The 20813-nt window shown below is 50.7% G+C and carries 20 protein-coding genes, 1 pseudogene and 1 other annotated feature; all 21 genes and pseudogenes read right to left on the bottom strand.

Annotated elements, in window-relative coordinates; genetic code table 11:
- A pseudogene (locus tag ACI1P2_RS27000) lies at positions 1 to 120 on the bottom strand (30S ribosomal protein S12); the annotation flags it as partial.
- A gap of 148 nt (positions 121 to 268) precedes the next feature.
- Positions 269 to 520, bottom strand: a complete 252-nt coding sequence (locus ACI1P2_RS27005; protein ID WP_355325558.1) for a ribosomal L7Ae/L30e/S12e/Gadd45 family protein — start codon at positions 518 to 520, stop codon at positions 269 to 271.
- 222 nt (positions 521 to 742) lie between these two features.
- Entirely contained in the window at positions 743 to 4357 is a 3615-nt protein-coding gene (gene rpoC / locus ACI1P2_RS27010; RefSeq protein ID WP_355325561.1) for a DNA-directed RNA polymerase subunit beta', read from the bottom strand.
- Between the two features lie 120 nt (positions 4358 to 4477).
- Positions 4478 to 8023: a DNA-directed RNA polymerase subunit beta gene (gene rpoB / locus ACI1P2_RS27015; RefSeq protein ID WP_355325564.1), complete on the bottom strand. Its 3546-nt coding sequence runs from the start codon at positions 8021 to 8023 to the stop codon at positions 4478 to 4480.
- 362 nt (positions 8024 to 8385) lie between these two features.
- On the bottom strand, positions 8386 to 8982 hold the full coding sequence (locus ACI1P2_RS27020) for a class I SAM-dependent methyltransferase (RefSeq protein WP_355325567.1): 597 nt from the start codon (positions 8980 to 8982) through the stop codon (positions 8386 to 8388).
- A 95-nt stretch (positions 8983 to 9077) separates the two neighbouring features.
- The gene (gene rplL / locus ACI1P2_RS27025; RefSeq protein ID WP_355325570.1) at positions 9078 to 9443 is read right to left on the bottom strand and encodes a 50S ribosomal protein L7/L12; all 366 of its coding nucleotides are present in this window, start codon (positions 9441 to 9443) and stop codon (positions 9078 to 9080) included.
- Positions 9444 to 9514: 71 nt separating this feature from the next.
- Complete coding sequence (gene rplJ / locus ACI1P2_RS27030; RefSeq protein WP_355325573.1) at positions 9515 to 10018, bottom strand: 50S ribosomal protein L10; 504 nt, start codon at positions 10016 to 10018, stop codon at positions 9515 to 9517.
- A gap of 61 nt (positions 10019 to 10079) precedes the next feature.
- Positions 10080 to 10232: a sequence feature (ribosomal protein L10 leader region), on the bottom strand.
- Between the two features lie 67 nt (positions 10233 to 10299).
- Positions 10300 to 10992 carry a 50S ribosomal protein L1 gene (gene rplA, locus ACI1P2_RS27035; protein ID WP_355325576.1) on the bottom strand — a complete coding sequence of 231 codons (693 nt, stop codon included), beginning with the start codon at positions 10990 to 10992 and terminating at the stop codon, positions 10300 to 10302.
- 77 nt (positions 10993 to 11069) lie between these two features.
- Entirely contained in the window at positions 11070 to 11495 is a 426-nt protein-coding gene (gene rplK, locus ACI1P2_RS27040; protein WP_355325579.1) for a 50S ribosomal protein L11, read from the bottom strand.
- Between the two features lie 70 nt (positions 11496 to 11565).
- Entirely contained in the window at positions 11566 to 12099 is a 534-nt protein-coding gene (gene nusG, locus ACI1P2_RS27045; RefSeq protein WP_355325582.1) for a transcription termination/antitermination protein NusG, read from the bottom strand.
- A 22-nt stretch (positions 12100 to 12121) separates the two neighbouring features.
- Entirely contained in the window at positions 12122 to 12313 is a 192-nt protein-coding gene (gene secE / locus ACI1P2_RS27050) for a preprotein translocase subunit SecE (protein ID WP_013312170.1), read from the bottom strand.
- Positions 12314 to 12334: 21 nt separating this feature from the next.
- A complete protein-coding gene (rpmG, locus tag ACI1P2_RS27055) occupies positions 12335 to 12484 on the bottom strand; it encodes a 50S ribosomal protein L33 (RefSeq protein WP_076176720.1) in 150 nt (49 codons plus the stop codon).
- Positions 12485 to 12802: 318 nt separating this feature from the next.
- Positions 12803 to 13447: an RNA polymerase sporulation sigma factor SigH gene (sigH, locus tag ACI1P2_RS27060; RefSeq protein ID WP_355325587.1), complete on the bottom strand. Its 645-nt coding sequence runs from the start codon at positions 13445 to 13447 to the stop codon at positions 12803 to 12805.
- A gap of 162 nt (positions 13448 to 13609) precedes the next feature.
- Positions 13610 to 14131 (bottom strand): NYN domain-containing protein, encoded by a 522-nt coding sequence (locus ACI1P2_RS27065; RefSeq protein WP_355325590.1) that lies wholly within the window; start codon positions 14129 to 14131, stop codon positions 13610 to 13612.
- A gap of 3 nt (positions 14132 to 14134) precedes the next feature.
- Complete coding sequence (rlmB, locus tag ACI1P2_RS27070) at positions 14135 to 14881, bottom strand: 23S rRNA (guanosine(2251)-2'-O)-methyltransferase RlmB (protein WP_355325593.1); 747 nt, start codon at positions 14879 to 14881, stop codon at positions 14135 to 14137.
- A 71-nt stretch (positions 14882 to 14952) separates the two neighbouring features.
- Positions 14953 to 15408, bottom strand: a complete 456-nt coding sequence (locus ACI1P2_RS27075) for a Mini-ribonuclease 3 (RefSeq protein WP_408976361.1) — start codon at positions 15406 to 15408, stop codon at positions 14953 to 14955.
- On the bottom strand, positions 15405 to 16808 hold the full coding sequence (cysS, locus tag ACI1P2_RS27080; RefSeq protein WP_355325599.1) for a cysteine--tRNA ligase: 1404 nt from the start codon (positions 16806 to 16808) through the stop codon (positions 15405 to 15407). The genes ACI1P2_RS27075 and cysS overlap by 4 nt, the downstream gene beginning before the upstream one ends.
- Positions 16809 to 16955: 147 nt before the next feature.
- On the bottom strand, positions 16956 to 17603 hold the full coding sequence (gene cysE / locus ACI1P2_RS27085) for a serine O-acetyltransferase (protein WP_355325602.1): 648 nt from the start codon (positions 17601 to 17603) through the stop codon (positions 16956 to 16958).
- Between the two features lie 489 nt (positions 17604 to 18092).
- On the bottom strand, positions 18093 to 19553 hold the full coding sequence (gene gltX, locus ACI1P2_RS27090; protein ID WP_355325605.1) for a glutamate--tRNA ligase: 1461 nt from the start codon (positions 19551 to 19553) through the stop codon (positions 18093 to 18095).
- A gap of 27 nt (positions 19554 to 19580) precedes the next feature.
- Positions 19581 to 20072: a 2-C-methyl-D-erythritol 2,4-cyclodiphosphate synthase gene (gene ispF, locus ACI1P2_RS27095; protein ID WP_355325608.1), complete on the bottom strand. Its 492-nt coding sequence runs from the start codon at positions 20070 to 20072 to the stop codon at positions 19581 to 19583.
- Positions 20069 to 20767 (bottom strand): 2-C-methyl-D-erythritol 4-phosphate cytidylyltransferase, encoded by a 699-nt coding sequence (gene ispD, locus ACI1P2_RS27100; RefSeq protein WP_355325611.1) that lies wholly within the window; start codon positions 20765 to 20767, stop codon positions 20069 to 20071. The genes ispF and ispD overlap by 4 nt, the downstream gene beginning before the upstream one ends.
- Between the last annotated feature and the right edge of the window lie 46 nt (positions 20768 to 20813).

The following is a 20813-nucleotide window of genomic DNA, read 5'->3' on the forward strand; positions in this document are numbered from 1 at the left end:
AGAGCTGATGTCGGTAGCTTCACGTTTCAAAGCATTGAAACCTCTTTGCAGAGCTGGTGATTTAGACTTTTCGATTTTGGCTTTACGGCCTTTACGCACCAATTGGTTAATAGTTGGCATTGTACTGCCACCTCCTTCCTCAATTCTTCATGATCTTTTGATAAACACACTTTTAAGTCCACAGACCCAGGCGGTTCATAAAAGAACAAATGAAAAGTTTTTGCCTTTTGGATTCTCTTAAACCCTGCTGACAAAAACGTTTCTTACCTTATTGTTTTACGATAGCAGCCATTGCTGCTCCCACTTCGATTCCGCAGGCCTTGCCGAGATTGCTCATCGTATCGACCAACGTCACTTTAACCCCGTGCTTGTCGCACAGTTCAATAAGTCTGGAAGTGAGACGCGGATCTGCGTCTTCAGCCAAATATACTTCCGAGGCGAAGCCCAATTCAACCATCTTAATGGTCTGTTTGGTACCGATCTTGACATGAGCATCCTGCAGACTTTGTTCTTTAGACATTTCGCATTCCTCCGAAAAGACCTTAATCACAATCCTGCAACTCACGCACCTTTGCTATATTAGCACTGACGAATAGGCAATGTCAAGATATTAATTCATATCAATTACAAGGCTTTGGAACACGGTTCGGAAGGGGGGGCGAGCAGATGCTCTCCCCTTCCTTTATCCATGTCCCTCACCTAGTAGTTCTTACTGATAGGGTAGGGGTGAAACTAGTTAATCTTAGTCAGCGGATACCGGTTCAAGCTCTTCCGGAGAAGCATCTCCGTTATCAGGCTCCACGATCTGCACGCTGCGGTAGCGGTTCATGCCTGTTCCTGCAGGAATCAGCTTGCCGATGATCACATTTTCTTTCAGGCCGAGCAGTTGGTCCACTTTGCCTTTGATTGCTGCATCGGTCAGCACGCGTGTCGTTTCCTGGAACGAAGCCGCGGACAAGAAGGAATCCGTTTCAAGGGATGCCTTGGTGATGCCCAACAGAACCGGTTTGGCTACTGCAGGCTCCTTGCCGTTCAGGATAGCCACTTTATTGGCCGCTTCATATTCATGGACGTCGACGAAAGATCCAGGCAGAAGCGTTGTGTCGCCCGCATCAATGATACGGATTTTGCGCAGCATCTGACGAATCATAACTTCAACGTGCTTGTCGTTGATTTCTACGCCCTGGTTCCGGTATACGCGTTGAACTTCCTGAAGGATATAGTTCTGCACGCCGCGGATACCTTTAATACGCAGCATTTCTTTAGGGTCAATGGAACCGTCCGTCAGCTCGTCACCGGCTTCAATGGCCATGCCTTCGCTTACGCGCAGACGGGAGCCGTAGGTAACAGAGTACGTTTTAGTTTCCGCTTCCCCTTCGATATCGATTTCGCGGCGGTCTTTGCCTTCGCGGATCTCTTTAACCGTACCGTCAATCTCACTGATTGTGGCTTGACCTTTAGGGTTACGGGCTTCAAAGAGCTCCTGAATACGAGGCAGACCCTGGGTGATATCGTCACCAGCAACACCACCGGTGTGGAACGTACGCATGGTGAGCTGTGTTCCCGGTTCGCCGATGGATTGGGCGGCAATAATGCCGACTGCTTCGCCAATCTCAACAAACTTCCCGGTGGCCAGGTTGCGGCCATAGCACTTTTTGCAGACACCATGTTTGGCGCGGCAGCTGAGTACAGACCGGATTTGCACCTTGTCGATTCCGGCCTTGACGATTGCTTCCGCTTTATCGGAATCGATCAGCTCGTTGCGGCGGGCAATAATTTCACCCGTTTCCGGATGACGGACTGTTTCGAAGCAGTAGCGTCCTTCCAGACGATCATACAGATCCTCGATAACCTCTTTGCCGTCTTGAATCCGGCCGACGGTAAAGCCTTTATCCGTACCGCAATCATCCTCGCGGACGATGACATCCTGCGCCACGTCAACGAGACGACGTGTCAGATAACCGGAGTCCGCCGTACGAAGCGCCGTATCCGCCAGACCTTTACGGGCACCGTGCGTCGAGATGAAGTACTCGAGTACGGTCAGGCCCTCACGGAAGTTCGACTTGATTGGGAGCTCGATAATGCGTCCGGACGGGTTCGCCATCAGACCGCGCATGCCGCCAAGCTGGGTAATCTGCGATTTGTTGCCACGCGCTTTGGAATCCACCATCATCATGATGGAGTTGTAGCGGTCCATGGATTTCAGCAGTACGTCCGTCAGCTCATCTTTCGCCTTGGACCAGATGTCGATAATCCGGTCATAACGCTCTTCGTTCGTAATCAGACCACGGCGGTACTGATTCGTGACAATTTGCGCCTTAGCATCGGATTCCTCAAGAATTTTCTTCTTCTCTTCAGGCACGACAACGTCGGAGACCGCTACAGTTACACCTGCGCGGGTAGAATATGTGAAACCAAGCTGTTTGATTTTATCCAAAATCACAGCGGTCTCTGTTGTATGGTAAATCTCGAAGCAGCGGGCGATAATGTTGCCCAGGTAGTCCTTGCCTACCCCGCTTGCCTGTGGAGCATTTTGAATCGCTTCAACAATGTTGGCGCCTTTATCATAGATAAAGAATTCCTCCGCCGTTCCTTCGAGGAGGTTCGCGCGTGTCGCATTATTGATATACGGGAAGCTTGCAGGGAAAATTTCGTTAAAGATAATTTTACCGATGGTCGTGATCAGCATCGCATTTTGCTGCTTTTCGGTAAAGCTTGTTTTGCCAAGCACCTTGGCCGGAATAGCTACACGTGCATGCAGACCTGCGGATCCGCGCTGATAGGCGGACACAGCTTCGTTGACGCTGCCCAGAATCATGCCTGAGCCTTGTTCTTCTTTGTTGTCCATCGTCAGGTAATAAGAACCCAGAACCATATCCTGAGACGGAGTGACAACCGGCTTGCCGTCTTTCGGGTTCAAAATATTCCCGGAAGCGAGCATCAGAAGACGGGCTTCGGCTTGTGCTTCAGCGGAAAGCGGAACGTGCACGGCCATTTGGTCACCGTCGAAGTCGGCGTTGTATGCCGTACATACGAGCGGATGCAAACGGATAGCGCGTCCTTCCACCAGAATCGGTTCAAACGCCTGAATACCGAGACGGTGAAGTGTTGGTGCACGGTTCAACAGTACCGGGTGTTCCTTGATAACTTCTTCAAGCACATCCCACACTTCGGCGCTCACGCGCTCAACCTTGCGTTTTGCGCTCTTGATGTTATGGGCAAGCCCTTTATTTACAAGCTCTTTCATTACGAAAGGCTTAAACAGTTCCAACGCCATCTCTTTCGGCAGACCGCACTGGTACATTTTCAGGTAAGGACCTACAACGATAACCGAACGGCCGGAGTAGTCCACCCGTTTACCCAACAGGTTCTGACGGAAGCGCCCTTGTTTACCCTTCAGCATATGGCTGAGGGATTTCAAAGGACGGTTGCCCGGGCCGGTAACCGGACGCCCGCGGCGGCCGTTATCGATCAGCGCATCGACAGCTTCCTGAAGCATGCGTTTTTCGTTCTGTACGATGATGTCAGGCGCACCGAGGTCGAGTAGTCTTTTCAGACGGTTGTTGCGGTTGATTACACGGCGGTACAGATCATTCAGGTCAGAAGTCGCAAAACGTCCGCCGTCGAGCTGAACCATCGGACGAAGCTCGGGAGGAATGACCGGCAGCACGTCCATGATCATCCACTCTGGTTGGTTGCCGGAGTTGCGGAAGGCTTCGATAACTTCAAGGCGTTTGATCGCACGGTTGCGGCGCTGGCCTTGAGCTGTACGCAGCTCTTCTTTCAGGAATTCGAGCTCTTTGTCGACATCAAGATCCTGAAGAAGCTTTTTAACAGCTTCGGCACCCATGCCTGCCTGGAAGCCGTAACCGTACTTCTCACGGTAGCTGCGGTACTCTTTTTCGGAAAGCAGCTGCTTTTTCTCCAAGGGCGTATCGCCAGGATCTGTTACAACATAAGATGCGAAGTAAATAATCTCCTCAAGGGAACGAGGCGACATATCGAGCGCAAGGCCCATACGGCTTGGGATCCCTTTGAAGTACCAAATATGCGATACAGGCGCAGCCAGCTCGATATGGCCCATCCGTTCGCGGCGGACTTTGGCGCGGGTTACTTCCACACCGCAGCGGTCGCAGACAACGCCTTTATAACGAACGCGTTTGTACTTGCCGCAGTGACATTCCCAGTCCTTGGTCGGCCCGAAAATTTTCTCGCAGAACAGTCCTTCTTTTTCCGGTTTAAGCGTACGATAGTTGATCGTTTCCGGCTTTTTCACTTCTCCGCGGGACCAAGAGCGAATTTTTTCCGGGGATGCAAGCCCGATTTTCATGTATTCGAAATTGTTGACGTCCAACAAGGAGCAACCCTCCTTAACCCTATCCTAATTACTAGGTTCCATAACAGCCCGCTTTCACGGACCGTTACGGGAGCCTGCACATTGCCATTGTCTTAGACGAGTTCACTTGCCAGAAAGAAGTTATTCCATTCCGACTTCCGCGCCCTCCAAATTCAGGCTTAGTTTATCACCGGCGGTGTCGTCTTCGTCATCGATTTCTTTCATTTCAATTTCCTGCTCGTCTTCGGACAGGATCTTGACATCCATACCCAAGCTCTGCAGTTCCTTGATCAATACTTTAAAGGACTCAGGAACGCCTGGTTCCGGAACATTTTCACCTTTGACGATCGATTCGTACGTTTTCACACGTCCGACCACGTCATCGGATTTCACGGTCAAAATTTCCTGCAGCGTATATGCGGCGCCATAGGCTTCGAGCGCCCACACCTCCATCTCACCGAAGCGCTGGCCGCCGAATTGGGCTTTACCGCCCAGCGGCTGCTGCGTAACGAGCGAGTAAGGACCTGTGGAGCGGGCATGGATCTTATCGTCAACCATGTGTGCCAGCTTGATCATATGCATGACGCCGACCGTAACTTCACGCTCAAAGCGCTCGCCCGTACGACCGTCGTAAAGCACGGTTTTACCGTTGCGCTGCATGCCGGCTTCTTCCATCGTATCGAATACGTCGTACTCGTTCGCGCCATCGAATACCGGTGTGGCGACGTGAATGCCGAGACGCATGGCAGCCATACCAAGGTGAACCTCCAGCACCTGACCGATGTTCATCCGTGAAGGCACGCCCAGCGGGTTCAGTACAACCTGTACAGGTGTACCGTCAGGCAGGAACGGCATATCTTCTTCCGGAAGAATACGGGCAACGACACCTTTGTTGCCGTGACGACCAGCCATTTTGTCACCCTCGGAAATTTTACGCTTCTGTGCGATGTACACACGGACAAGCTGGTTAACTCCCGGTGGCAGCTCATCGCCGTTTTCGCGGGTAAATACCTTAACGTCAACTACGATACCATCCGTACCGTGCGGCACACGCAGGGAAGTATCACGAACTTCGCGCGCTTTTTCACCGAAGATGGCGTGCAAGAGACGTTCTTCAGCAGTCAGCTCTGTCACACCTTTAGGTGTCACCTTGCCGACCAGGATATCTCCGGCGCCAATCTCGGCACCGATGCGGATAATTCCGCGTTCATCCAAATTGCGCAGCGCTTCTTCACCGACGTTAGGAATGTCCCGTGTAATTTCTTCAGGTCCGAGCTTCGTATCCCGTGCTTCGGATTCGTACTCCTCAATATGAATAGAGGTATAGACATCTTCCTTCACGAGCTTCTCGGAGAGAAGGATGGCATCCTCGTAGTTGTAACCTTCCCAAGTCATGAAGGCTACGACCACATTGCGTCCCAGAGCCAATTCGCCCATTTCGGTCGAAGGGCCGTCAGCCAGGATGTCGCCTTTTTTCACAACATCTCCGCGTTTTATAATCGGACGCTGGTTGATGCATGTTCCTTGGTTCGAGCGCATAAATTTGTGTAATTTATATTTAACGATATCGCCTTTGACTTCATTGCCGTCCACCGTTTCAATACGGCGCAGCCAGATTTCATTGGCGGAAGAACGTTCAATAATCCCGTCATACTTGGATACAATACATACACCGGAATCTTTGGCAGCTTTATGCTCCATCCCCGTACCGACCAAAGGAGCCTTGGGAATAAGAAGCGGAACAGCCTGCCGCTGCATGTTGGATCCCATCAGCGCGCGGTTAGAGTCGTCATTCTCCAGGAACGGAATAAGCGCTGTCGCTACAGACACAACCTGCTTAGGCGATACGTCCATGTAGTCTACACGGTTGCTCGGCATCGGAAGGATGTTGTCAGACTGCTTGTTGTAGCGCACAATGACGATTTCGTCCTTGAATGTATTGTCTTCATTCAATTCCGCGTTCGCCTGTGCAACGATGTAGTTATCCTCTTCATCGGCTGTCAGGTAGTCAATCTGCTCCGTTACTTTGTCGGTCTTCGGATCAACCCAACGGTAAGGCGCTTCGATAAAGCCGTACTCATTGATCCGCGCAAAAGTCGACAGCGAGTTGATCAGACCGATGTTCGGACCTTCCGGCGTCTCGATCGGACACATCCGGCCGTAGTGGCTCGGGTGAACGTCCCGCACTTCCATGCCCGCACGTTCACGAGTCAGACCGCCCGGTCCGAGAGCTGACAGACGGCGTTTGTGCGTCAATTCCGCCAACGGGTTCGTCTGGTCCATAAACTGGGACAGCTGCGAACTTCCGAAGAACTCCTTGATCGAAGCGATCACCGGACGAATGTTGATCAGGGCTTGCGGTGTAATCACATTCGCATCCTGAATAGACATTCTTTCACGCACTACCCGTTCCATACGGGACAGACCGATGCGGAACTGGTTTTGCAGCAGCTCGCCTACGGAACGCAGACGGCGGTTGCCCAGATGGTCGATATCATCAGTGCTGCCGATGCCGTGAAGAAGGTTAATGAAATAGCTGATGGAGGAAATGATATCCGCCGGCGTAATGTTCTTAACCATCTTATCGATATTCCCGTTGGCGATCAGCTTGATAACTTTACCGTCTTCAATCGGAGAGAATACGTCGATCGTTTGCAGCGGGATGTCATTGCTGTCCAGTACGCCGCTCGCCACATGATACGTGCGGTGGCCGACCGAATTCTCCAGATGTGGCATGATTTCGTCCAGAAGACGACGGTCAACCATTTGTCCCGCTTCGGCAATGATTTCACCTGTGGTGGTATCAATCAGAGATTCGGCAAGCCGTTGGTTAAACAGACGGTTCTTGATATGAAGCTTTTTGTTGATTTTATAGCGGCCAACATTGGCCAGATCGTAACGCTTTGGATCGAAGAAGCGAGCTACGAGCAAGCTTTTCGCATTTTCCAGTGTCGGCGGTTCACCCGGACGAAGACGCTCGTAAATCTCGATCAGCGCTTTCTCCGTGGAATCCGTGTTATCCTTGTCAAGCGTATTGCGGATGTATTCGTCATTGCCGAGCAAATCCAGGATTTCAGCATCTGTACCAAAACCAAGGGCTCGCAGCAGAACGGTAACAGGTATTTTACGGGTACGGTCGATGCGGACATAGATGATATCCTTTGCATCCATCTCCAGTTCAAGCCATGCACCCCGGTTAGGAATAACCGTTGCAGTGTATGCCGTTTTCCCGTTTTTATCTACTTTTGTGCTGAAATAGACGCTGGGAGAGCGAACCAACTGGCTGACAATAACCCGTTCCGCACCATTAATAATAAACGTACCGGTTTCGGTCATCAGCGGGAAGTCTCCCATGAACACTTCCTGCTCTTTCACTTCTCCGGTTTCTTTATTAATAAGCCGGACCTTCACCCGAAGCGGCGCTGCATACGTAACGTCGCGTTCTTTCGCGTCATCGACTGTATATTTAGGCTCTCCGAGGCTGTAGTCGATAAACTCCAAAACCAGGTTACCCGTGAAGTCCTGAATTGGCGAAATATCCTGGAACATTTCACGCAATCCTTCTTCCAAAAACCATTCATACGATTTTTGTTGGATCTCAATAAGGTTCGGAACTTCAAGTACCTCGTTAATACGTGCATAACTGCGCCGAGTGCGTCGACCATATTGAACAAGATGTCCTGCCAACTTTAACTCACCCCTCATGTCTACTCACTTAAAAATTTCATTGCGAACCTTTGTTTGGTACCTTATAATGGAATTCATACAACAGATTCGTTCTCCACAAATGAATAAAAGCCCTTGCTCGAACACATTCGAAAAAAGAGCGCCTTATCTGTGGAATCTTTCTGCCGGAAGCACCTTATCCTTGTAGATTTGCCCAAAATGTATATATTATACGTAGGCAAGACAAAATATATGTCTTGTCTGCTATAACCTATTGACATTTCAGCAAACTAAAGACATAAAGGGCATCCTATATACTGACATTTTATAATAATATCACAGACCACGACCGGTGTCAATGGTCTTCTTCTTGTTCTATTGCCTCATTTTGTAGCTTTAAATATCCGGTAACCCTTATCCTTTGTGACTTCCTCTACAATCGGAAACAAGTCTTCCAGTTTCGCTTTTGCGGAAGGCGCACCTTGCTTCTTCTGAATAACAACCCACAAGGCCCCACCATCATTCAGATGGTCAAACGCCAGATTGAATATGGAATGCACAGTCTCTTTACCTGCCCGGATCGGCGGATTCGTCAGAATGACATCAAACCTTTTCCCCAGCACTGCCTGGAATAAATCGCTTTGCAGTATAGTGACATTGTTAATCCGGTTTCGTTCGGCATTCTCTCTGGCCAGTTCAACCGCTCTTTCATTGATATCAATCATGGTAACCCGCCCTGCCGGAGCCAGTTTCGCCGCCGTCAGACCGATAGGGCCATAACCGCAGCCGACATCCAAGATTTCCGAATTTTCCGGAAAATCTATCGCCTCAATCAACACCCTGCTCCCATAATCAATCCCCTGTTTGGAAAAAACCCCGGCATCACTTACAAAATTGAGAGACTGCCCGCGAAGCTCCGCTTGAAGTATGCGCCTGTCATGCGCGGCGTCCGGACTGCTTGAGTAATAATGGTCAGACATTGCCGTCCACATCCTTCAGGTTTTGTTAATATAGCAACGAACCCCTTGAAGATCGCCTCAAGGGGTTCGCTTTTGCCACTTACCTGTGAAGGTAATTATTTCAGTTCGATAGTTGCGCCTGCTTCTTCCAGTTTAGCTTTGACGGATTCAGCTTCTTCTTTACCCACTTTTTCTTTTACTGGTTTCGGCGCGTTGTCTACCAGTTCTTTAGCTTCTTTCAAGCCCAGACCAGTAACTTCACGAACTGCTTTGATAACGTTGATTTTGGAAGCGCCAGCGTTAGTCAGGACTACGTCGAACTCGGATTGCTCAGCTTCAGCTGCGCCACCTGCAGCGCCACCAACTACTGCTACAGGAGCAGCTGCTGTTACACCGAATTCTTCTTCGATAGCTTTAACAAGATCGTTCAGTTCCAGTACGGACATACCTTTAATTGCTTCCAGGATTTGCTCTTTACTCATGGTAGAACCTCCGTTTATATAATAGTTTTTTAGTTTAAATTGCAGGTCTTACATCGCGGCCGATATACCGGTTACGCGCTTTGCTCTTCTTTCTCTGCAACAGCTTTAACTGCAAGCGCGAAGTTGCGCACAGGAGCTTGAAGCACACTGAGGAGCATGGAAAGCAGTCCTTCGCGGGATGGGAGTTCAGCCAGGGCTTTAACTTCCTCAACAGATACCACGCGGCCTTCCAGCACGCCGCCTTTCAGTTTGAGAGCATCATTCTTCTTAGCGAAGTCGTTCAGAATTTTGGCTGGAGCCACTGCGTCCTCTGTACTGAAAGCAATCGCTGTAGGACCAGTCAAAGCTGAGTCCAGTTCAGTCAGCTCTGCTGCTGCAGTCGCACGGCGAAGCAGCGTGTTCTTCAGCACTTGGAATTCAATACCGGCTTCACGAAGCTGCTTGCGCAGCTCAGTTACTTGGGCAACGGTCAAACCGCGGTAGTCAGCAACAACAGTAGTTGCGCTCTCGCGCAATTTCGCAGTTACAGCTTCAACGGTCTCTTGTTTTGCTTGGATCACTTTTGCATTTGCCAAACTGTACACCTCCTGATAAATTTTTGCCGTCTCTATGATCCGTTCATAAACACGGAGCTACATAGGCATAAGAAAAGCCTCCGTAGCATATACGAAGGCTTGATGAATCAACATGGGCAGGCGTACCTGTCGCATGCAACGTTCTATCATAACACCTCGGTAGGAAATTAAGCCTTCCAGCACCTACTGTCTACGGTAAGCATATTCGAATGTTAGGGTCGGTCATGATGACGCAACTTATACAGAATAACAGCTAGGATTGATAATGTCAATCCCCAATATTATCTGTAGCTTGCTGCGTTCACGCGTGCGCTAGGGCCCATTGTGGAAGAAACCGCAATGTTCTTCAGGTATACACCTTTAGCAGCCGCCGGCTTCGCACGGTTCAGAGCGTCGATCAACGCTTTGAGGTTTTCATTCAACTGCTCAGCAGTGAAAGAAACCTTACCGATTGGAGCGTGAATTTGACCTGCTTTGTCGAGACGGTATTCGATTTTACCGGCTTTGATCTCTTGAACAGCCTTGGCAACGTCGAATGTAACTGTACCGGCTTTAGGGTTAGGCATCAAGCCTTTACCACCGAGCAGACGGCCCAGTTTACCAACCTCACTCATCATATCAGGTGTAGCTACGCAGACGTCGAATTCAAACCAGCCTTGTTGGATTTTGTTGATCATGTCTTGATCGCCTACAAAATCAGCGCCAGCCGCTTCCGCTTCCTTCGCTTTATCACCTTTTGCAAATACCAACACACGTTGGGTTTTACCAGTACCGTGCGGCAGAACAACCACGCCACGAACAGCCTGGTCTTGTTTACGAGCATCTACGCCCAAACGAACTGCTGCTTCAACGGTTTCGTCGAACTTTGCAGTCGCTGCCTTTTTCACCAGCTCAACGGCTTCAGAAGGCTCGTAAGTTGCTTCGCTGTCGATCAGCTTGGCAGCTTCCAGGTATTTCTTACCGTGTTTAGCCATTATATTTTCCTCCTTTGTGGTATTAGCGGATATTCCTCCCACATCACCGGCGTCATGCCGGAAAACAAAGCTTGCGCTTAGTCAACGATGGTGATACCCATGCTGCGAGCAGTACCTTCAACCATACGCATAGCCGCTTCAACGGAACCAGCGTTCAGGTCAGGCATTTTTTGTTCAGCGATTTGACGAACGGTATCGCGGTTAACGGTAGCCACTTTCGTCTTGTTCGGTACGCCGGAACCTTTTTCGATCTTAGCAGCGACTTTCAGCAGAACTGCAGCCGGTGGAGTTTTGGTGATGAATGTGAAAGAACGGTCTTCAAACACCGAAATTTCAACCGGAATAATCAGGCCTGCTTGATCAGCAGTACGAGCGTTGAATTCTTTACAGAATGCCATGATGTTGACACCTGCTTGACCCAAAGCCGGACCTACTGGAGGCGCTGGATTCGCTTTACCTGCAGGAATCTGCAGTTTTACAATTTTGATTACCTTTTTTGCCATGGTGACACCTCCTTGACTCAATAGTGGTCAATGGATCGTTAGATCCTCCCACAAGAAACCACAGAAAATCTTATATTTTCTCCACTTGAGTATAATCCAACTCCAGCGGGGTTTCTCGTCCAAACATGTTGACGTGTACTTTAAGCTTGCTCTTGTCAGCCAAAATCTCTTCCACGGAGCCCACAAAATTCGCAAATGGACCAACCTTGATCCGCACGGACTCTTTCACGTCGAATTCTATCTTCGGTTTCGGCTCGACCATGCCCATATGCTTCAGAATCTGCTCAACTTCCTCTGGAAGCAAAGGCGTAGGCTTGGAACCCGAACCCGTTGATCCTACAAACCCCGTTACACCCGGCGTATTGCGGACAACATACCAGGAGTCATCAGTTTGAATCATTTCGACCAAGACATATCCGGGGTAAACTTTACGCATAACGGTCTTCTTCTTGCCGTCTTTGTTCACCAGTTCTTCTTCCATAGGAACAAGAACACGGAATATCTTGTCTTCCATGCCCATGGATTCAACGCGTCTTTCCAAATTGGCTTTGACTTTGTTCTCATACCCGGAATAGGTATGAACGACATACCATCTTTTTTCCATATCAAGCCACCTGGGACCCTTCTTAGATAATCGCTTCGATCACAGCAGAAATGCCGATATCCAGAACCCAAAAATAAATCGTGACAAACGCAATTGTCCCAATGACAATCAGCGTATAGTTAGTCAACTCTTTACGATTGGGCCAGCGAACTTTTTTGAGTTCAGCCCAGCTTTCAGAGAAAAAGGAAAACAGAGACTTGAAACTGCGTTTCACGCCGACTACACCTCCATAAAACTATCTGGTTTCACGATGAGGAGTCTGCTCGTTACAGAACTTGCAGAATTTCTTCATCTCCATGCGGTCGGGGTGATTACGCTTGTTTTTGGTTGTTGTGTAATTTCTTTGTTTGCAATTCGTACAAGCCAAAGTGATAATTACCCGCATGATGTGCACCTCCCGAAGACATCCGACGAACAGGAAGTCTCTAAATTGGTCCTAAAAAACGCAAATTTAGGCCTACCTAAAACACTTTATCATAAGGGGTGTACCATGTCAACGAATGTTTAAGCGCATTTTCCCCTTACGTAATAGCAAGTTTTGCAAAGGCCGCTGGGGGGGTGTTTTCCTTTTTGAAACTCTCAGACTGTCCGGCATTATACTAATCAAGTATAAATCAATTCGAAGCGTTATAAACCTGTGAACACACGAATGCAACAAAAAAAGACTCATATAACCGAGCCTTTTTCCTGCAATGTGCTTTCTTTAATTATCGCGGACTTCCAGATATTTTTCAAGCTTGCGTTTGACCCGCTGCAGTGCGTTATCAATAGATTTCACATGGCGGTTGAGATCAACGGCGATTTCCTGATAAGATCTACCATCCAGGTACAGCATCAGCACTTTTCGTTCAAGATCGCTTAAAATTTCCGACATCTTGTCTTCCAGCCCGACAAACTCTTCCTGATTGATAATGAGCTCTTCCGGATCACTTACCCGCGAGCCGCAGATCACATCCATAAGGGTACGGTCCGATTCTTCATCATAAATAGGCTTGTCCAGGGATACATAGGAATTCAGCGGGATGTGCTTCTGGCGTGTCGCCGTCTTGATGGCTGTAATAATCTGCCTCGTGATGCAAAGCTCGGCAAACGCTTTAAAAGAGGCAAGCTTATCCCCCTTGAAGTCACGGATCGATTTGTACAAACCGATCATACCTTCCTGAATAATGTCCTCCCGGTCAGCACCAATCAGGAAATAGGATCTCGCCTTGGCTCTGACAAAGTTCCGATATTTATTAATCAGAAATTCCAGCGCCTCGCTGTCACCTTCATGGACCGCTACGACAATGTCTTCATCATTCTTGTAATCATACACTGACAACATGATATCTTTGAGGTCGACACTCACTAACAATCCCTCCGGCTGCAACGCAAGGTACCCGTTACTACTCAAAATATACGACAAGTATACGCCAATGCCCCGAGAACCGTCAACCACACCCGCTACAAAAAGATTAATTTAAGTCTGATATGGAACCAAATGATACCCCTTGAAATCAATGGGATTTTGCTACTGCCGCCTCCATTTTTCAAACATCTTTCTTATTTCCGGACTGAGCGAAGCGTCAAGCGTGTTGCGTTGAACCCGCTCCGTATTCTGTTCAATCCGCTTTTGAACCTCCCGTTCGGATTCCTCCACCTCAATCAGAAGCTCGCGCGCGGATATCCTGAGAGCGCCCTGTCCAAACGCGACATGCTGCTCAACCAGATCGCTGGTAGCTACATATACGGATCTTCTGCGGCTGCTGAGCTCCCTGACCAGCCGCTCGATGCATTCATCAGCCGTTTCTTTTTCTTTCGTGAAATAGATCTGCACTTTGCTCTGCGAGAAGGTTTTGCCGAGTCCCGGCACCCGGTAGGCGTCAAATACAACGATGACTCTCCTACCGGAATACGCCTGGTGGTCAGCAAGCCGCTCGAGCAGCCTGTCCCGCGCCTCCTGCAGGCCGGACTTGGCAAGTGCGGACAGCTCGGGCCAGGCTCCGATCATGTTATAGCCATCCACCAGCAGAACATCGCGCGTATCCGCCATTTGCTAGGACCGGGCTATTCGTCCGCGCAGCACTTCGTACATCACGACGCCCGCTGCCACCGATGCATTCAGCGAATTGATACGACCTTCCATGGGAAGCTTGACGAGCACATCGCACTTTTCCCGTACAAGCCGTCCCATACCCTTGTTCTCGTTGCCGATCACAATCGCCACCGGTCCGTTGAACACCCCGTTGCCAAAAACCGGTTCAGCAGCGTTGACATCTGTCCCCACGACCCAGATTCCTTCTTCTTTCAAACGGTCGATGGTCTGGGCAAGATTGCTCACCCGCGCAACCGGCACGTATTCGACAGCTCCTGCAGAAGTTTTCGACACCGTTGCCGTAACAGCTGCCGAACGACGCTTGGGCACGATAACGCCGTGTGCGCCTGTGCAATCCGCCGTGCGGAGAATGGAACCCAGATTATGCGGATCTTCAATTTCATCAAGCAAAATCAGAAAAGGAGCTTGTCCCTTCTCAGCCGCCGCCGCGAGCAAATCCTCCACTTCCGCGTACGCATGCGGCGCAGCCTGTGCCACTACCCCTTGATGCTGAATGCCCGGCACCATCTGATCCAGCTTGCGTTTGTCGGCCTGCTGAACGATAACGCCGGCTTTTTTGGCCTCCGCGATAATCGGCTGTGTCAGATGCTTTTGCGCATTTTCCGCCAGCCATATTTTGTTGATTGTACGGCCTGAACGAAGCGCCTCAATCACGGAATGCTTGCCCGCAATCCATTCCTCTTCCATACTGCACTTCCTCTCTCAAGCGCGGTCTGCTCTTATTGTCACTTTATGTCACGGCAGTCCGCTCGTTTATCTTATTTTTTGCTTTCGTCCATTAAAGCGATACCCTTGCCGATCAATTCACGCAGCCGATCCAGCCTGCCGTCGCAATACAGGAAGCCGAAAAGCCCTTCCAGCGCAGTGGCATGGCGATATTCGAGGACATCCGCATTTTTCGGCACACTGCCGGATTTTGCGTTCCGGCATTGTCTGACAATATCCTGCTCCTCTTCCGTCAAATTTTGCTCCAGCATCTGCAAAATTCTGCTCTGCGCTTTGGCCGAGACGAATCCTGTCGCTCTCCGGTGGAGATGGTTCGGACGCAGGTTCGCCTGGGCAAGCAGATACTGGCGGACGGCCACCTCATACACGGCATCTCCGATATAGGCAAGCGCAATCGGCGGAATCAGCCGGGCCGGCTTGGAGGGCGGGTACGAAAACCAGCCCCCGTCCAAGCCCTCTCTCTCCAGATTCATATGCTCCCCGCTCATTTGCGCCGCCAGCGCATGCCCTGCGCCGTGTCCTCAAGAAGAATGCCCTTAGAAGCGAGCAGGTCACGGATTTCATCCGCCCGTCCCCAATTTTTCGCCTTGCGCGCTTCCACGCGTTCAGCGATCAGCTGCTCGATCTCCTCGTCCAGCAGCTCCTCACCTGCCTCCGAATACAGCCGCAGCACACTGTTCAGGCCCTGGAAGGTATCCAGCAGCGCCTGCAGCTCGGCTTTATTGACTACATCCTGTTGAAGCACCTGATTCGTTTCGCTTACCCATTCGAACAAAGCCGTGATAGCGTCCGGCGTATTAAAATCATCGTCCATTTTCTCGCGGAAATGCGCGCGAATTTGCCCCAGCTTCTCCTGAAGCTCCGCGGATACTTTACCGTCTCCTTCCGTGGAGGTTTCAAGACGGTGCTTGAGATTGGTCACTGCATTGGCAATGCGCTCCACGCTTTTTTCCGACTGTTCCATCGTCTCATCGTTAAAATTCAGCGGATTGCGGTAATGAGTGGACAGCATGAAATAGCGGATGGCTTCTTTCTTGTAGCGGGCGCGCAGGTCCTTCACAAGGATGCCGTTGCCGAGCGATTTGGACATTTTCTCGTTGTTGATGCGGATATATCCGTTATGCATCCAGTATCTTGCCAGAGGCTCGCCGGTCAGCGCCTCGGACTGGGCGCATTCGCATTCATGATGCGGGAACTGCAGATCCTGACCACCGCCGTGAATGTCCAGCGTTTTCCCCAGATAATGAAGAGCCATGGCCGAGCACTCGATATGCCAGCCGGGACGCCCTTTTCCCCACGGACTTTCCCAGAAAATTTCGCCAGGCTTGGCGGCTTTCCACAGCACGAAATCCTCCGGGCGTTCTTTCCGCTCATCGACCCCGATGCGGATGCCGAACTGAAGCTGTTCCAGGTTTTGACCGGACAGCTTCCCGTAATCCTTAAACTTTTCCGTCCGGAAGAAAACATCCCCGCCGTTCTCATAAGCATAGTCCTGGTCCACCAGATCCTGAATGAAGCGGATGATCATATCCATGCTTTCCGTCACCCGCGGATGGGCATTGGCACGCGGAATACCCAAACCTTCCAGGTCCTCGAAGTATGCCTTTATAAAACGCTCGGCCACTTCGGGAACCGTCGTGCCGAGCTGCTCGGCTTTGCGGATCAATTTGTCATCGACGTCCGTAAAATTCGACACATAGTTCACATCATAACCGGAATACTGCAAGTAATTGCGAACAACGTCGAACACAATGATCGGACGCGCGTTTCCGATATGAATATAGTCGTATACTGTTGGACCGCACACGTACAATTTCACTTTTCCCGGCTCAAGCGGCTCGAACAGCTCTTTGCTCCTTGACATCGTGTTATAGATTTGAAGTGCCATAAACGTACTCCTCCTATCCTGCAATCCTTCCGCCGTACAGCTGCAGCATCCGGAAACAGGCCAGCTTCCCTGGTTGATTTGTAATCTTCACTAAGGTCAATCGATAAAACCGCCGGTTTTATCGAATTCCCCTTTTTTCACTATATGTTAATTGCATCTGGCTTTTTCCCGTTTCAGTTCGGCCACCTCGGCATGCAGCCGTTCAATTTCCTCCTGCAGCGAGCGAATTGAGTCAACCACCGGATCGGGCAGCTGATGGCTGAGCCGGTCCTGGCGTTTGCCATCCTGGCGCACGATTTTGCCAGGAATGCCGACAACCGTGCTGTTCGGAGGAACCTCTTTTAATACGACCGAATTGGAGCCTATGTTGGACTGATCCCCGATCTTGAAGGAGCCCAAAATTTTGGCCCCTGACCCGATAACTACATTATTGCCGATTGTCGGATGTCTCTTCCCCTTTTCTTTCCCTGTGCCGCCCAGGGTTACCCCCTGATAAATGACGACATCATTGCCGATTTCACAAGTTTCGCCGATCACAACCCCCATGCCATGATCAATGAACAGACGTTCTCCGATCCGGGCACCCGGATGAATTTCAATGCCTGTCATAAAACGGGACAATTGCGATATGATGCGGGATAGTGTGCACCAGCGGCGTTTATAAAAGGCGTGCGCAATCCGGTGCGCCCAAATGGCATGCAGTCCCGAGTAGGTGAAAACCACCTCCAGCTTGCTTCTTGCCGCCGGGTCGTTATCCAATACTGTCTGAATATCAGATCTCATTTGCCTGAACATGCCCTTCCCTCCTTGCTCCTTTTGTAAGGCAGCCGCCGAGTTTTTGAATTACTGGCAAATGGGACAAGAAAAAACGCCCCTGCAGCCTGTGCTGCAGAGACGTTTCAACGTGGTTCCACTCTGCTTGAGGTGTTCCATGCTCCCGTAGACAGGACAGTTCATGGCACCTCCTCTTTCCAGTCCAGTAACGCGGACGACACGGCACAATCTGTCCGGCATGCCGGTTCAACTGCACAGCTCCCAGGCGCATTTCCCCTGCAGGTCATTTGAACGGCTCGCAGCCCGGGAAGCACCCTTGACCGTTCTCTCTGAAAAATGCCCTGTTGCAGCGTACTTCTCCTGTTCCCAGCTTTTTAATCTAAATCATATATATGAAACAACGATCCATCTAACACGCAAAATGTTGGTTTTCTGATGGAGTTTATTATAACGAAAAGAAAGCAATCTGACAAGAAAGCAGCTCCAGCCGCTCCTTGCCATAAAGCGCCATTATCCCTTGATCTGAGAGCGGAGACGGTCCAATACCGTATCCCTTCCAAGCAGATATATCGTTTCATTCAAGTCACGCCCGTGTGTCTGACCGGTCAAGGCAACCCGGATAGGCATGAACAGCTGCTTGCCCTTGAATCCCGTTTCTTTCTGCACCTCTTTAATTAACGCGGCTATGCGTGCAGCTGTAAATTCCTCAGCCCCCTCAACCTTATCGGCAAAAGCTTTAAGCACGACCGGCACCTGCTCCTCCGCAAGGATCGCTGTTCCTTCCGCATCCAGCTCCAGATGGGTACGGAAAAATACGTCCGACAGCTGAACGATGTCCGAAGCGGCCGTCATTTGCTCCTGATACAAACGGACAAGCGCCTTGGCCCACTCCTGCTGTTCCGGCGTAAGACTGGCCGGCAGGCGTCCTGCCTTCTGCAGATGTGGAATTGCCATGTCAGCGATCCGGTCGGGATCCGCATGCTTAATATAATGGTTGTTCAAATGTGCCAGCTTGTTCGGATCAAATACGGCCGGGCTTTTGGACAAGCGGTTGGCGTCAAAGATTTCAATCAGCTGCTCTTTGCTGTAAATCTCCTCTTCACCTTCCGGGGACCAGCCAAGCAGCGCAATGAAGTTGAACATGGCTTCAGGCAAATACCCAAGGTTGTCATACTGCTCCATAAACTGAATGATGGATTCATTCCGTTTGCTGAGCTTTTTGTGATCCTCGCCGACGATGAGTGTCATATGCCCAAAGACCGGAGGCTCCCAGCTCAAAGCTTCATAAATCATCAGCTGGCGTGGAGTGTTGGAGATATGGTCTTCGCCGCGCAGCACATGAGTGATTTTCATCAAATGGTCGTCAACGGCTACCGCAAAATTGTAGGTAGGGATGCCGTCTTTTTTAACGATGACAAAATCGCCCGACTCTTTGGAGTTAAACGTAATTTTGCCCTTTACTATGTCATCAAATGTATATTCCCGCTCATCAGGCACGCGGAAACGGATGCTCGGCACACGTCCCTCCGCTTCGAAGGCCTGCCGCTGCTCCGGAGTCAGGTCGCGGTGCTTGCCGGAATAACGCGGCGTCTCGCCGCGGGCGGTCTGCTCCTCCCGCTCCTGCTCCAGCTCTTCCTCCGTACAATAACAGCGGTAAGCAAGGCCGCGATCCAGCAGATCCTGCCAGTAGACCTTGTAAATATCCAGCCGTTCCGTCTGGCGGTAAGGCCCGTATTCTCCGCCGACATCCACGCTTTCGTCCCAATCCATGCCGAGCCATTTCAGGTACTTCAGCTGGCTTTCTTCTCCGCCTTCAATATTGCGTTTCACATCTGTATCTTCGATCCGGATAATAAACTTTCCGCCCCGGTTTCTGGCATATAAATAGTTGAACAGCGCCGTTCTGGCATTGCCGATATGCAGATGTCCTGTTGGACTTGGCGCATAACGCACACGAACCTCTGTGCTCATGTAGATCCCCTCCGTGTCTCTAATCTCTCAAGATGATAGCATACCCTTCACAAGGCAGACAACAGACTGTGCTGCAATGCCCTCACCGCGGCCGGTAAAGCCGAGCTGCTCCGTCGTTGTCGCTTTGACATTCACCTGGCTCAAGTCCTCCGCGCCGAGCGCACGGGCAATCACTTCAACCATCTGCGGTATGTACGAGGCCATCTTCGGCTTCTGTGCGATGATCGTCGCGTCAAGGTTCCCAAGACGATAGCCCTGCTCCTTGACAAGCGCCCAGGCATGCTCCAGCAGCTTGAGGCTGTCCGCATCCTTGAAGGCCGGATCGTTGTCCGGAAAATGCTTTCCTATATCGCCAAGACCCAGTGCACCCAGAATGGCATCCGTAATCGCATGCAGCAGCACATCGGCATCCGAGTGGCCAAGCAGCCCTTTCTCGTAAGGAATCGTCACCCCCCCGATAATGCACGGCCTTCCTTCCACCAGCTGATGAACATCAAAACCCTGTCCTATACGAATCATCTTACATCCTCTCCCTTTGTGCTTGTCCATAATTGCGCAATATCCAAATCTTCCGGTGTCGTAATTTTAATATTGGTGTATTTCCCCTCCACGACCCGCACTGGTATGCCCAGCCGCTCAACGAGCATGGAATCATCCGTCCCGAGGAAGCCTTCATGCTCGGCGGCTTCATGAGCCCGCAGCAGATCAGAAAGACGAAAAGTCTGTGGCGTTTGAATGCTCCACAGACTCCGGCGATCCGGCGTAGCCGTAATCACCCCTTCTTCATTAACCTGCTTGATCGTATCCTTCACCGGCACGGCAAGTATGGAAGCGCCAAACTCCCGGGCAGTCTCCAGGCATCTCCGGATTTCATCCCGCCCCACGAAGGGACGGACACCGTCATGCACCATAACCCATTCGGTGCGCAGACATTCCAGTCCGCGGAGTACGGAATGCTGCCGTTCGGAGCCCCCTGCGATGACGTTCGTAACTTTGGCGATCTGATGCCTGTCAATCCACTCCCGGCACCGCTGCACATCATCCGCTCCAGTAACGAGCACAATCTCGCTTACCTCGGGCACAGCCGCAAACGCCTCAAGCGTGTATATAAAAACAGGTTTGTCCTGCAGCAGCAGAAACTGCTTGCTCTCCGCAGTTCCCATGCGGGTGCCGCGTCCTGCCGCCACAACGACGACGCCCAAGCTGTTGTTCATAGCGCATATCCCGCCTTAACGTCAGTATGATAAATGGAATGAAGCG

It is taken from the genome of Paenibacillus jiangxiensis (genome assembly GCF_046098255.1).
Classification (GTDB): Bacteria; Bacillota; Bacilli; order Paenibacillales; family Paenibacillaceae; genus Paenibacillus; species Paenibacillus jiagnxiensis.